Origin of the sequence: Luteimonas notoginsengisoli (assembly GCF_042648885.1) — a bacterium.
In the GTDB taxonomy this organism is placed as follows: Bacteria; Pseudomonadota; Gammaproteobacteria; order Xanthomonadales; family Xanthomonadaceae; genus Luteimonas; species Luteimonas notoginsengisoli.
In genome coordinates, this window is the sequence record NZ_JBHRYF010000001.1 from 993,902 (window position 1) to 1,007,243 (window position 13,342).

Genomic DNA, 13,342 nt, shown 5'->3' on the forward strand with positions numbered 1-13,342 from the left:
GCGGGCGTTGGCGGGGAGACGCGCTCCGCTCGCTGCGGGCGTGCGTGGAGGTTCGGGACCACGGCCGCGCATTCCGTAGAATGCGGCCATGCTCACCAACATCGCCGCCTATCACTTTGTCGCCATCGAAGAGCCGGAAGCGCTCGCCGCCCGCCTGCGGGCGTGGGCCGAAGCCGGCGCCCTGCTCGGCACCGTGCTGGTGGCGGGCGAGGGCATCAACCTGTTCCTCGCCGGGCCGCCGGCCGGCATCGAGGGGTTCCTGGCGCAGGTGCGCGCCGACCCGCGCTTCGCCGAACTGCAGGTGAAATACAGCCGCAGCGTCGCGCAGCCGTTCGCGCGGCTGAAGGTGAAGGTGAAGCAGGAAATCATCAGCTTTCGCCGCGACGACGCCTCGCCGCTGCGCGGACGTGCGCCCGCGGTGCAGCCCGCCGATCTCGCACGCTGGATCGCGCAGGGCCACGACGACGACGGCCGACGGCTGTTGCTGCTCGACACGCGCAACCGCGAAGAGGTGGGGCATGGCACGTTCGCCGGTGCGCTGGCATTGCCGATCGACAACTTCACCGAGTTGCCCGATGCGCTCGCGCCGCATCGCGAAACACTCGCCGACGCCACCGTGGTGAGCTTCTGCACCGGCGGCATCCGCTGCGAGAAGGCCGCGCTGTGGATGCAGGCCGAAGGCATGGACAACGTGCTGCAGCTCGACGGCGGGATCCTGGGCTATTTCGAGCAGGTCGGCGGCCGGGGCTTCGATGGCCGCTGCTTCGTGTTCGACGCGCGTATCGCGCTCGATCCGGCGCTGCAGCCGCTGGTCGACGTCGGCATCGAGGAGGCGGCATGAGCTGGCTTGCGCTGCTGCTGGTGCCGCTGGCGCTGTACCTGGCCTACAAGCTGGTCAGCGTGGCGCTGAAGCTGGCCCTGGCGGTGGCGGTGCTGGTTGCCGTCTACTGGTGGGCTGCCCCGTACATGGGCTGGCCCACGGTGCCGGACCTGTTCCACGTCTTCGGCCCGGATCTCGAGGGCCGCCGCATCGAAGAGCTGGCTGATCCCGCACGGCTGGCCAAGGAGGCGACCGGCAAGGTCGTCGAGGGCGTGGTGGACGAGGTCGTCGCGCGCAGCGGGGGCGAGCGAGCCGCATCCGGGGAGCCGCCGGCGGCCGAGCCGGAATTGCCCGCGCCGTCGACGGCGGAGCCGGCAATGCCTCCTGCGCAGGAATCGTCGACGGAGGATGCCGGCACGCCGGACAGGCCCTGATCTCGACTCGTCAATCCGACGCGTCCTGCAGGGATCGCCATTCCCAAGCGCCGGTGAGGTGGCGGGGTGAGCTACTCGAGGCGGCGGGGAATCAACGCGGCGGTCGCTTCGGTCCCGGGCGGCGCGCGGCCTGCGGTTTGGCGCGTGGCTTGCCCGCGAACGGGCGCTTGCCGTGCGGCGGCGGGGCCCCGGTGTCCGCGGCGTCGGCGCGGCGCATCTTCAGCGACTGGCCGGAGACGTAGACGCGCTTGAGGTGTTCGAGCAGCTCGCGCGGCATGCCTTCGGGCAGGTCGACCAGGCTGTAGTCGTCGCGGATGTCGATGCGGCCGATGTAGCGGCTTTCCAGGTCCGCCTCGTTGGCGATCGCGCCGACGATGTTGCCCGGCTGCACGCCGTGGACATGTCCCACTTCGATGCGGAAGGTCTCCATCGGGAAATCGTCGCCGCCGCGCGACGGGCGCGGCGCGGGTTCGCGGCGCGGTGCGTCGTCGTCGAAGAACGCCGCTTCGGCGGCATTCGCGGGCGGGCGGGGCGCATGGGTGTCCTGCACGTGGCGTTCCCCTTCGTGGATGCGTGCGGGGCCCGCATTGGGCGGCTGCCCTTGCGCGTCGTTGCCGCGGAAGCCGGAAGCACCTTCCGAGGGCCGACCATCCGCAGGCCGCCGCGCCGGATGCGCGGACGTTGCCGGGTTCGCGTTCGACCAGCCCTCGGCCTGTCGAGAGTCGCGGGGATGGCGCTGGGGCGCGCGATCCTCGCGATGCCGCGGCGCACGATTGTCGCGATGGTGCGCGCGGTCCGCGGGGCGGTCCCCGCGTTCGTGCCCGCGCTCGTGCCCGCGTTGCGCGGGGGCCTCCCACCGCGGCCTGTCCGGCGGCGCCTGCAGCAGCAGCGGCGTCTTGCCCTGCACCAGCTGCGCCAGCGCAGCGGCGATCTCCACCGCCGGCACGTTGTGCTCGCGTTCGTAGCGCTCGACCAGCTCGCGGAACAGGGGCAGGTCGCTGCTCTCCAGGGCGACGTCGATCCGGTCGAGGAACTTGGCGACCCGCTGTTCGTTGACCGCCTCCACGCTGGGCAGCGCCATCTGCTCGATCGGCTGCCGGGTGGCGCGCTCGATCGCGCGCAGCATGCCGCGCTCGCGCGGGGCAACGAACAGGATCGCCTCGCCGCTGCGTCCGGCGCGGCCGGTGCGGCCGATGCGATGGACGTAGCTCTCGGTGTCGTAGGGGATGTCGTAGTTGAGGACGTGGCTGACCCGGTCCACGTCGAGGCCGCGCGCCGCCACGTCGGTGGCCACCAGGACGTCGAGCTGGCCGTCCTTGAGCCGCTGGATGGTGCGCTCGCGGATCTTCTGATCGACATCGCCGTTGATCGCGGCTGCCGACAGCCCGCGCGCGGCGAGTTTTTCCGCCAGTTCCTCGGTCCCGAGCTTGGTGCGGGCGAACACGATCATCGCGTCGAAGGGCTCGGCCTCGAGGATGCGCGTGAGCGCGTCCAGCTTGTTGACCCCGCTGACCATCCAGTAGCGCTGGCGGATGTTGCGCGCGGTGGACGTCGCCGACTTGATCGCGATCTCCACCGGGTCCTTGAGGTAGGTCTGGGCGATGCGCTTGATCTGCACCGGCATCGTGGCCGAGAACAGCGCCACCTGGCGGGTCTCGGGGGTCTTCTTCAGCACCGTCTCGACGTCGTCGATGAAGCCCATGCGCAGCATCTCGTCGGCTTCGTCCAGCACCAGGCAACGCAGCTCCGACAGGTCCAGCGAGCCGCGGCTGAGATGGTCGATCACCCGGCCCGGCGTGCCGACGACGACGTGCACGCCGCGGCGCAGCGCGCTCAGCTGCGGGCCGTAGCCCTGGCCGCCATAGATCGGCAGGACCGAGAACCCCGGAATGTGCGCGGCGTACTTCTGGAACGCTTCGGCAACCTGGATCGCCAGCTCGCGGGTCGGCGCCAGGACCAGGGCCTGCGGCTTGCCGGCCTGCGCAACGGCCTGGGCCAGGATCGGCAGCGCGAACGCCGCGGTCTTGCCGGTGCCGGTCTGGGCCTGGCCGAGCACGTCGCGCCCGGCCAGCAGCGGCGGGATGGTGGCGGCCTGGATCGGCGAGGGCGACTCATAGCCAACCGCCGAGAGCGCCTGCAGCAGCGTGTCGGGCAGGCCCAGGTCGGTGAATTTGGGGCCCGGGGCGGGCGTGGCGTCGGCGCTGGTCATGGGAGTCTCGGGGTTCGATGCTGTGGGGACGCGCCGGCGGGCCCGGCTCCAGAGGGAGCAGGCGAGCGGGAAGGCGGTCGAAGGAGGACGCGGGGCGTTCGGGATCGACGCGCCTGCCGGCGCAGGCGCAAGTGTGCAGTTTAACTGGACAAGGGCTCGTCAACGGCCGACCGCCTGCTGCGGGGCCCGCCAACGAGCGCCGCAGCCGCGCCCCGTTGGCGTATCGACCGTCGCCACACGCTTTTGCGACCGGCCTCGATCGCAGGAGCGCCGCGGGGGCAGGGTGGGGCGTTGACGGGTCCCGGCACGCGACCGAATAAGCTGATGGCATGACCCTGCCTGCGCTGCGCTTCGACAACGCCTTCCTGCGAGAACTTCCGGGTGACTCCGACGCGGGACCGGGCGTGCGCCAGGTCCACGGCGCGCTGTGGTCGCGGGTGGATCCGGAACCGGTCGCCGCGCCCCGGCTGCTGGCGTATTCGCGCAACATGGCGCAGCGGCTGGGTTTCGGGGTCGCGGACCTGGCTTCTTCGGACTTCGCGTCGGTGTTCGGCGGCAATGCGCTGTTGCCGGGCATGGCGCCGTACGCGTCCAACTATGGCGGCCACCAGTTCGGGCACTGGGCCGGGCAGCTGGGCGACGGCCGCGCGATCACGCTGGGCGAAGTGCTCGATGCCGACGGCGCGCGCCACGAGCTGCAGCTCAAGGGCGCCGGCCCGACGCCGTATTCGCGCCGCGCGGACGGTCGCGCGGTGCTGCGCTCTTCGATCCGAGAATTCCTCTGCAGCGAGGCGATGCACCACCTCGGCGTACCGACCACGCGCGCGCTGTCGCTGGTGGTGACTGGCGACCAGGTGGTGCGGGACATGTTCTACGACGGCCATCCGCGCGCGGAGCAGGGCGCCGTGGTGTGCCGGGTCGCGCCGTCGTTCCTGCGCTTTGGCAGCTTCGAGCTGCCGGCTTCGCGCGGCGACGCGGGGCTGTTGCGGCAGCTGGCGGAGTTCTGCGTGTGGCGTGATTTCCCCGAGCTGCTGCCCGGACCGTCCGGCGCCCCGCTCGCCGAGATGCGTGCAGTCGGGGCATTCACCGAAACGCTGTTCGGCGACTGGTTCGCGCGGGTCTGCGAGCGGACCGCGGCGACGGTGGCGCACTGGATGCGCGTGGGGTTCGTCCACGGCGTGCTCAACACCGACAACATGTCGATCCTGGGCCTGACCATCGATTACGGCCCCTACGGCTGGATCGACGCCTACGACCCCGAATGGACCCCCAACACCACCGATGCCCAGGGCCGGCGCTACCGCTTCGGCTGGCAGCCGCAGGTGGCCCACTGGAACCTGGCGCGGCTGGCGCAGGCACTGTCGCCGCTGTTTGCAGGTTCGGAGCGCCTGCAGGATGGGCTGGACCTGTACGCGGCCGCCTACGCGCACCACGAGCGCGACAACACCGCGCGCAAGCTGGGCCTGGCCGAATGCCGCGACGCGGATGTCGATCTGATGCGCGCGCTGCAGGCGCTGATGCAGGACGTGGAGATCGACATGACGCTGTGGTTCCGTGCGCTGGCCGACGTCGATGCGGATGCGCCGTCGCTCGCCCCCATGGACAGCGCCTTCTACGACGCGGCGAAGCGGGAGGCCTCCGAAGCTGCGCTCACGGACTGGCTGCTGCGCTATGCCGCGCGGCTGCGCGACGACCCGCTTTCGCCACAGGCAAGGCGCGAGCGCATGCACGCCGCAAACCCGCGATACGTGCTGCGCAACTACCTGGCGCAGCAGGCGATCGACCGGGCGGAGCAGGGCGATGCCGGCGGCGTTGTCGAACTGCTCGAGGTCATGCAGCGGCCCTACGACGACCAGCCCGGCCGCGAGGCTTTCGCACGGAAGCGCCCGGACTGGGCGCGCGACCGTGCCGGCTGTTCAATGCTGTCGTGCAGTTCGTAGCCGGAATACCTGCGAGGCGTTGGCCGATCATGGGCCGTGATGGGTTGCCCAGCGCTCCAGCCCAGGCGATCAGCTCTTCTCCTGCTTGCGGGAGAAGGTCTCCCTGGGAACGGGCGATGCCGCGCCAGCCCAGCCAAGCAGCGCGGGGCGGAGCGTTGAAGGCGTTTCGGCGCGTGCAACTGTTGGCCGGGCTTCGCAACGGCTGGCTGACGCTCTTCCGGGAAAGACAGCAAAGGCAGCTCACTTCGTTCGCGCCCTCATCCGCCTTCGGCACCTTCTCCCGGAGGCGGGAGAAGGCCTGCCTCAGGCAGCTGCCGTCGACGCTTTTACCGAGCACTTCCCCAACATCAATCCCCAATCCGAAAGAAAGCCGGCTCAATGGCCGGCTTTCTTTTCCTTCTTCGCCGCGCGCTTTTCCTTCAGCGTCTTCTCCGGCTTCTTCTTGTCTTCCTTCTTCTTGTCCAGGCTCTTGGCCATGGCGATCTCCGCTGGTGGGTGGTCGACGCCGGGCAAATGTACGCCGCCGCGCGCCGCTAGCATAGGGCTTGGCGGCGCTGGCCATTACACTATGCGCATGCCCCTGATCTCCCTGAATGCCGTCGATTACAGCGTCGGCGGCCCCCTGTTGCTTGAACACGTCGACCTGGCCATCGAAGCCGGCGAGCGAATTGCCCTGATCGGTCGCAACGGCGCCGGCAAGTCCACCCTGCTGCGCCTGCTCGACGGTGAAATCAAACCCGACGATGGCGAAGTCCGCCGCGAGGGCGGGGTGCGCGTGGCGCGCCTGGAACAGGAGGTGCCCGCCGGCGCGGAAGGCAGCGTGTTCGACGTCGTGGCAGCGGGACTGGGCGGGCTTGGCGCCGACCTGGCCGAATTCCACCGCCTTGCCCACGCCGAGGACATCGACATGGCCGCACTGGCGGCGGTCCAGGGCCGGATCGAGGCGGCCGACGGCTGGCGGCTCGACCAGCGCGTGGTGGAAACCCTGACCCGGCTCGAACTCGACGGCGATGCGGCCTTCGCGCGCCTGTCCGGCGGCATGAAGCGGCGCGTGCTGCTGGCGCGCGCGCTGGTGTCGGCGCCCGACGTGCTGCTGCTCGACGAACCGACCAACCACCTCGACATCGCCGCGATCGACTGGCTGGAAGGCTTCCTAAAGGGCTGGGCCGGCGCGCTGGTGTTCATCACCCACGATCGCCGCTTCCTGCGTGCCCTGGCGACCCGGATCGTCGAGATCGATCGCGGCCAGGTCACCAGCTGGCCGGGCGACTGGGACAACTACCTGCGCCGCAAGGAGGAGCGGCTCAACGCCGAGGCGCAGGAAAACGCGCGCTTCGACAAGATGCTCGCGCAGGAGGAAGTCTGGATCCGCCAGGGCATCAAGGCCCGTCGCACCCGCGACGAAGGCCGCGTGCGCAGGCTCGAGGCGATGCGGGTCGAGCGCGCGCAGCGCCGCGAGCAGACCGGCAACGTGCGCATGGACACCGCGCAGGCCGGCGCCTCGGGCAAGAAGGTCATCGAGGCCAAGGCGGTGTCGTTTTCGTTCGGCGATCGCGCGCTGGTGCGCGATTTTTCCACCACCATCATGCGCGGCGACCGCATCGGCCTGATCGGCGCCAACGGCAGCGGCAAGACCACCCTGCTCAAGCTGCTGCTGGGCGAGCTGCAGCCGCAGGCGGGCGAGATCCGCGTCGGCACGCAGCTGCAGATCGCCTATTTCGACCAGTACCGCGCCACCCTGCGCGAGGACTGGAACGCGCTGGAGAACGTGGCCGAGGGCCTGGAATTCGTCGAGGTCGGCGGCAAGCGCAAGCACGTGATCGGCTACCTGCAGGATTTCCTGTTCACGCCCGAGCGCGCGCGGGCGCCGATCACCCGGCTGTCGGGCGGCGAGCGCAACCGCCTGCTGCTGGCGAAACTGTTCGCGCAGCCGTCCAACCTGCTGGTGATGGACGAACCGACCAACGATCTCGACGTCGAGACGCTGGAGCTGCTGGAAGAGCTGCTGGCCGAGTACCCCGGCACGCTGCTGCTGGTCAGCCACGACCGCGACTTCATCGACAACGTCGTGACCTCGACCCTGGTGATGCAGGATGGCGGGGAGGGACGCATCGGTGAATATGTCGGCGGATACAGCGACTGGGTCCGCCAGGGCCAGTGGCGGACGCGCCAGGACCAGGGCGCCGGACAGTCGCCGGGGGATCCGTCGGGCGCCACTGCGGCAAAGCCACCCGCGCCGGACGCCATCGCGGTGCCCGCCAGCGACAAGCGCAAGCTCGGCTACAAGGAAGCGCGCGAGCTGGAGCAGTTCCCGGCGCTCATCGAGGCGCTGGAAACGCGAATCGCCGCGCTGACCGCGGCGATGAACGAGCCGGCCTTCTACCAGCGCGACAGCGCGGCGATCAACGCCCACAACGCGGCGGTGGCCGAGGCGCAGGCCGAACTCGACGCAGCCTACGCGCGCTGGGAGGCGCTGGAAGGCTAGCTCGAACCGCCAGCACGCCCACCTGCGCATGGCCAGCTGGCCCGCGTTGCGAAGGGCATCCACGCAGGCACGCGTTGCACCTGGAACGGCCGCCCTGCGACCATCGACGAACACGCCGGCGCTGTCGGCGCCGGAGACGCCATGATCACCGTCCACCACCTCGAGAACTCCCGTTCGCAGCGCGTGCTGTGGCTGCTGGAGGAACTCGGCCTCGAGTACGAGGTCATTCGGTACCAGCGAGACCCGAAGACACTGCTGGCGCCGCCGGCGCTGCGCGCGATCCATCCGCTGGGCAAGTCGCCGGTGGTGGTGGACGACGGCGACGTGCTGGCCGAGTCCGGCGCGATCATCGAAACCCTGGTCGAGCGCCACGACGCCGCGCATGCGCTGGCGCCGCCGCCCGGCAGCCGCGAGCGCCTGCGCTGGCGCTACTGGCTGCATTACGCCGAAGGCTCGGCGATGCCGCCGCTGCTGCTGTCGCTGGTGTTCGCGCGCGTGGCAAGGGCGCCGATGCCGTTCTTCGCCCGCCCGGTCGCGCGTGGGATCGCCGCGAAGGCCATGGCCGGCTTCATCAGGCCGCAGCTCAAGCTCCACGCCGATTACCTCGAGGCGGAGCTGGCCAAGGGCGACTGGTTTTGCGGATCGCGATTCAGCGCGGCCGACGTGCAGATGAGCTTCCCGGTCGAAGCGCTGGCCACTCGATTTGGTATTGATGGCTTTCCGCGATTGCACGACTGGCTGCAGCGCTGCCACGCCCGCCCCGCCTGGCAGCGCGCATTGGCGCGTGGTGGCCCGTACGAATTGCTGGGCTGATCGCTCCGGCTCGCCGGCGTTCACGCGAGCCGCGCGTGCTTCGTGTTCCCGTATCCCCACTCGACAGACGTGCAAGCGCGCTGCATGCGTCTGCACGCTTGGTCGAGGCCGGATGCTGCATGGAGGCCAGAAACGGGCTGAACGCTGGCCTGCAGCCTAGTGCAGCGTGACGAAGCGCGGGGTTGCCGTACCTTGGGCGCAGGTATGCTCGCGCCCTTGAACAACGCTCACAGGGGCAACGACCACGTATGGGCTTCGTCGAATCCCAGCTGACCAATTCGGGGGACCGGAAGTTCATTGGCCGGACCCTTCGGCTGCGCGCGCTCGGACTCGCCGTGGGCGCGCCCGCGGTCGCTTCGGTCCTGTACGAGATCCACGCGCCGACGTGGGCCTGGATCCTGCTGGCGGTTCATACGCTTTTGTGGCCGTACCTGGCCTGGTGGCGGGCGCGACGCAGCAGCGATCCACGCGGAAAGGAGTTCGGCCACCTGATCTTCGACTCCGCGATGGGCGGTGCGTGGATCGCGATCATGGAGTTCAACCTGGTCCCCAGTGCGTTGCTGGTGACGATGCTCACGATCGACAAGATCAGCGCGGCCGGCTGGCGTTTCACTGCGCGCACCGTCCCGGCGCAGGCGATCACCTGCATCGTCGTGTCGGCGCTGCTGGGCTTTCCCGTCCGCCTCGAGAGCAGCATGTTCGTCATCGTCGCGTCGCTGCCGTGCATGTTCGTCTATCCGTTGGCGCTCAGCACGATGACCTTCGCGCTGGGCTATCGCGTGTCGCTGCAGAACCGCCAGCTTCAGCGGCTGAATCGAAGCGATGCGCTCACGGACCTGCCCAACCGGCGCCACTGGGACGAAGCCGCGGCCAGCGAACTCGCGCGCTACCTGCGCTCGCGGCGTCCGGCGGTGGTGATGATGATCGACGTCGACAATTTCAAGAAGGTCAACGACGGCTACGGGCACGCAGTGGGCGACGAGGTCCTGCGCTGCGTGTCCGCTGCGTTGCAGTCATCCCTGCGCGAAATCGATACCCCGGCACGCTATGGCGGCGACGAATTCGCGGTGCTTCTGACCGAAACCGACATCCGCGGCGCCCGTGAGATCGCCGAACGCATCCGCATGCGCTTCCTGGAACTGCGCGGCGAGGCCGCCGCTGCGCAGCGCTGCACGCTGAGCATCGGCCTGGCCGCAGCCGAGCGCGTGATGGTCGGCGTGGACGACTGGGTGCGGCGCGCGGACGCCGCCATGTATGGCGCCAAGACCGCTGGCGGCGACCGGGTCAACGTGGCCTGAGTCGCGGCCAGCGCGTTGTCCCGCGTGCCGGCTTTCCAGTTGGAGCCGGTTGGATGGTCCGGGCGACGCACCTCACGCCGGCAGCCTGATCGGTTTGCATGCGCGCGTTGAAACTCCACGGCGACGACCATCGCTGACCGGCGAAAGGCTGACCGGGCGACGTCAGGGGTGAGCGGCTACTTCGGGCGACCGGGATTCGAGTCGTGGGACGTCGCGCGAGCGCTTATTCCGGTCCCGTGCTTCGCCGGTTCCGCGAACCGGAACTTGACCAGGACGCCGTAGTGGTCGGACGCGAGGGTGCCCTCGGCGTCCGGGTCGTCGAGGATGACCCGCGCCTGCAGTGGCACGAACGCCTCGCGCTGCAGCAGCACCTGGTCGATGTGCCGCGGCGGGTATTGCGCGAGATCCAGGGTGGCGTGCGCGCGGTCACCCGGTGCCATGCCCGGGTGCATCGCGGCATACGCATCGAGGAAGTCGCCGAGCAGCGGCTGCAGCTCCGGCGCATCCATCGACGCGTTGAGGTCTCCGGCCAGCACTGATGGCGCATCGCCGGCGGTGCGGGCGATGTAGGCCAGCGCATCGCGCACCTGGGTGGCGCGGATCGCGCCGCCCTGTTCGGTCCAGTGCAGATGGGTGTCGTAGACGTTGACCTGGCGCCCGTCGACGGCGACGCGGACGCGGACGATGCTGCGGAAGTCGTCCAGCGGCAAGAGCGCCTTCCAGTCGTGGGCGAGGATCGGGTGGCGGCTGAGGATCGCGTTGCCGAAGCGCTGCGGCCTGGAATCCGCATCGACCGAGGCGAACACGTACTCGTAGCCCAGCGCTTCGGCGAGCGTGCGGGCCTGGTTGGGCAAGCCGTCGCGCTGCAACACCTCCTGCAACGCGATCACGTCCGGGCGCAGCTCGCGCAGGCGGGCGACGATCAGCTTTTCGCGCTTTGGCCAGTCACCCTTGTCGTGCCAGAGGTTGAGGGTGACCAGGGTGAGTTCCGGCGCGGCCGCGTCGGCGCGTGTCTTCGGGCCGGCGGACGTGGCGCAGGCGGCCAGCAGGAGCAGGAGCGCTGGCGCAAGCAAGCGTGCGAGGGAAGGAGCGGAGAAGACGTGCATGGAAGCCTCCGGGCCACGCGTTCGGCAGCAGGCCCGATTGTCGCGCAAGGCGTGGAACGCGGTGTCGGCCGGCGGGGTGCAGCAGAAAACGAAGCAGAGGCCCCGGCAGGAAACGCACGCACCGAGCGCAGGCGGTCGCCATGGAGGCGTCGACGGTGGGCCCGAGCTTCGAGCCCCACCGTATGCACGGGAGCGGCTTCAGCGGCGGGCCCTATCCCGCGCTGGAGCCGTCCTGCAGGAGCTCGCGGCTGAAGCCGCTCCCACGAGTGTCAGGATCTCAGGCGCGATTTCTCCCCCACTCCGGCCAGCCGCGCCTCAATGCGTTGCCGGCACCCTGGCGGTCCGCAGCACCGGATACAGGTTGTAGCGCTCGTCCCATGACGGATGCAGGCGGTAGAAGAAGTCGAGCCGCGCGCGCGGGTTGGCGGCGAAGTCGGCGTCGTCCCGCAGCTTCTGCTCGAAGCGCGCCCGCAGCGCCGGATCCTTGGCCAGCATCGCGCGCGCGACCTCCTCGGCCACGTAGGGCTCCATGTATTCCTTGCGCTCGAAGGCGTTGTTGAATTCGCCCCAGGCCGCCAGGGCGTCGGGCGCCTGCGGCTCCAGCAGCGCCATCACCAGGCGCGCCTTGGGCTGGGCGATCGGCACGAACAGCGCGCCGGCGGCGACGTCCCGTGTTTCGGGCTTCCAGGCGCCTTCCAGCGCCAGCCGCTGGTGGCCTTCGACCGAGGTCGCGTCGAACGTGGCCTGCCCAGCACGAAACGCCTCGACTTTCGCCGCCGGCAGGGCCGCATCCAGCCTGCGGAAGTCGACGCCATGCTGCGCCAGCTTCGCCCCGACCCACGCCGCGTGCGCGGCGGGCACGAGGTAGCCGCCCTTCGGCGCCGCGACGCTGCGTCCGGGCACGATCTCGTCGCGCAGCGGCAACCTCCACAGCTGCGGCGTGTTCTCGTCGTAGTGCGTCATCAGCGTGCCGGAAATGTCCGACAGCGTGCGGGTGTAGGCGTAGCCGAGGAAATCGACCGTGCGCACCTTGTCGGTCGCCTTCCAGTCCAGCGCCACCGGCTTGCCGCCCAGCTTCGTCGCGCGCCCGTCCGCCGCGTGCGCATCGCGCAGCCAGTCGCTGCCGTGTCGCGCGATCTGGTCGAGCACGGCGACGATCGTGTCGCGGGTGATCTTCACCCGGACCGGATATTCCTTCCACGAATGGGTTTCGACCAGCAGGCCGAACCGGTTGCGCAGCTGGAAATAACCGTGCGAGAAGCGCGGCGGTGCGACGCCGTCGACGAAGCCGGATGCCGGATCGTCCTCGACCACGAACGACGGGTAGAACGTCAGCGGGTGCGCGCCCTGCGCCGCGACCGCGTCGACGAGGGCACCGCGCAGTGCGAGGCCATCCTTGCGCAGCTGCATGTCGCCGGCGTGCACCGGCTCGATCTGGTAGGAGACGTCGTGGCGGAACTTGGCGCCGTCGGTCACGTGCAGGTCGACGTAGAGCAGCGGGTCCCAGGCCTGCACCAGCGCCAGCATGGCCTGCATTTCGGGCGCATCGGCTTTCAGGTAGTCGCGGTTGAGGTTGTAGTTCTGCGCGGTCGTGCGCCAGCCCATTTCCTCCGGGCCGCGCTGGTTGGGACGGTTCCAGCGACCGAAGCGTTCGTGGCCGTCGATGTTGAACACCGGTACGAACAGCAGCACTTGCCGCTCCAGCGCGCCGGGCGCGGCTTCGCCATCGAGCACCTGGCGCAGCGCGAGGAAGCCGGCATCCTTGCCGTCGGATTCGCCGGCGTGGATGCCGCCCTGGACCAGCAGCACCGGGATGTCCTTCGCGCGTGCCTGTTCCGGGGTGAACGCGCCGCTGCGGGTGGCCACCAGCGCCTTCATCGGCCGGCCTTCGGGCGTAGTGCCGAAATCGACGCAGCGCACCGCATCCGGATGGCGCTGCGCGAACGCGTCGCACAGGCGGATCACCTCGTCGTAGCGGCCGGTGCGGGCGAAATCCGAACGCTCCGATACCGTATCCAGCGGCGTGTCCTGCGCGTGCGCCGCCGGCGCAAGCAGGGCGAGGGCAAGGAGCAGGGCGACGGAGCACGGCAGCAGGCGCATGTTCGGGACCAGGTCGGGCGGAACGTGGATGATGCCGCAATGCAGCCCCGCCGGCAGCGCTTTTCCCGGCTTGGCGAGTGGAATGTCGGGATTGGCGCTGCCGGACGACGCTTTGCGGATCGAGCCCGAAGCCTTCC

8 protein-coding genes and 2 pseudogenes are annotated in these 13,342 nt (G+C 69.9%); 7 read left to right on the forward strand and 3 right to left on the reverse strand.

Going from position 1 to position 13,342, the window contains the following annotated elements; all coding sequences use genetic code 11:
• Positions 1 to 88 precede the first annotated feature (88 nt).
• The gene (locus ACFOM9_RS04645) at positions 89 to 841 is read left to right on the forward strand and encodes a sulfurtransferase (protein WP_386706631.1); all 753 of its coding nucleotides are present in this window, start codon (positions 89 to 91) and stop codon (positions 839 to 841) included.
• Positions 838 to 1,254 (forward strand): hypothetical protein, encoded by a 417-nt coding sequence (locus ACFOM9_RS04650; RefSeq protein WP_386706634.1) that lies wholly within the window; start codon positions 838 to 840, stop codon positions 1,252 to 1,254. Before ACFOM9_RS04645 ends, ACFOM9_RS04650 begins: the two co-directional genes overlap by 4 nt.
• 91 nt (positions 1,255 to 1,345) lie before the next feature.
• On the opposite strand, the gene ACFOM9_RS04655 is transcribed toward ACFOM9_RS04650, so the two are convergent.
• The gene (locus ACFOM9_RS04655; RefSeq protein ID WP_386706637.1) at positions 1,346 to 3,463 is read right to left on the reverse strand and encodes a DEAD/DEAH box helicase; all 2,118 of its coding nucleotides are present in this window, start codon (positions 3,461 to 3,463) and stop codon (positions 1,346 to 1,348) included.
• A 329-nt stretch (positions 3,464 to 3,792) separates the two neighbouring features.
• Here ACFOM9_RS04655 and ACFOM9_RS04660 point away from each other — a divergent pair, with 329 nt between their 5' ends.
• The 5 genes and pseudogenes from ACFOM9_RS04660 to ACFOM9_RS04680 all read left to right on the forward strand — a co-directional run bounded on the left by ACFOM9_RS04660 (position 3,793) and on the right by ACFOM9_RS04680 (position 9,999).
• Positions 3,793 to 5,403: a protein adenylyltransferase SelO gene (locus ACFOM9_RS04660; RefSeq protein WP_386706640.1), complete on the forward strand. Its 1,611-nt coding sequence runs from the start codon at positions 3,793 to 3,795 to the stop codon at positions 5,401 to 5,403.
• A 574-nt stretch (positions 5,404 to 5,977) separates the two neighbouring features.
• Positions 5,978 to 7,555, forward strand: a pseudogene (locus ACFOM9_RS04665) (ATP-binding cassette domain-containing protein); the annotation flags it as partial.
• Between the two features lie 105 nt (positions 7,556 to 7,660).
• Positions 7,661 to 7,888: pseudogene (locus tag ACFOM9_RS04670) on the forward strand (ABC transporter ATP-binding protein); the annotation flags it as partial.
• 141 nt (positions 7,889 to 8,029) lie between these two features.
• Positions 8,030 to 8,701, forward strand: coding sequence for a glutathione S-transferase (locus ACFOM9_RS04675; protein ID WP_386706643.1), 672 nt, complete (start codon positions 8,030 to 8,032; stop codon positions 8,699 to 8,701).
• A 248-nt stretch (positions 8,702 to 8,949) separates the two neighbouring features.
• Complete coding sequence (locus tag ACFOM9_RS04680) at positions 8,950 to 9,999, forward strand: diguanylate cyclase (RefSeq protein WP_386706646.1); 1,050 nt, start codon at positions 8,950 to 8,952, stop codon at positions 9,997 to 9,999.
• A 176-nt stretch (positions 10,000 to 10,175) separates the two neighbouring features.
• On the opposite strand, the gene ACFOM9_RS04685 is transcribed toward ACFOM9_RS04680, so the two are convergent.
• Both ACFOM9_RS04685 and ACFOM9_RS04690 read right to left on the reverse strand, forming a co-directional pair.
• Entirely contained in the window at positions 10,176 to 11,105 is a 930-nt protein-coding gene (locus ACFOM9_RS04685) for an endonuclease/exonuclease/phosphatase family protein (protein ID WP_386706649.1), read from the reverse strand.
• Positions 11,106 to 11,420: 315 nt separating this feature from the next.
• Positions 11,421 to 13,205: a M14 family metallopeptidase gene (locus ACFOM9_RS04690; RefSeq protein WP_386707346.1), complete on the reverse strand. Its 1,785-nt coding sequence runs from the start codon at positions 13,203 to 13,205 to the stop codon at positions 11,421 to 11,423.
• Between the last annotated feature and the right edge of the window lie 137 nt (positions 13,206 to 13,342).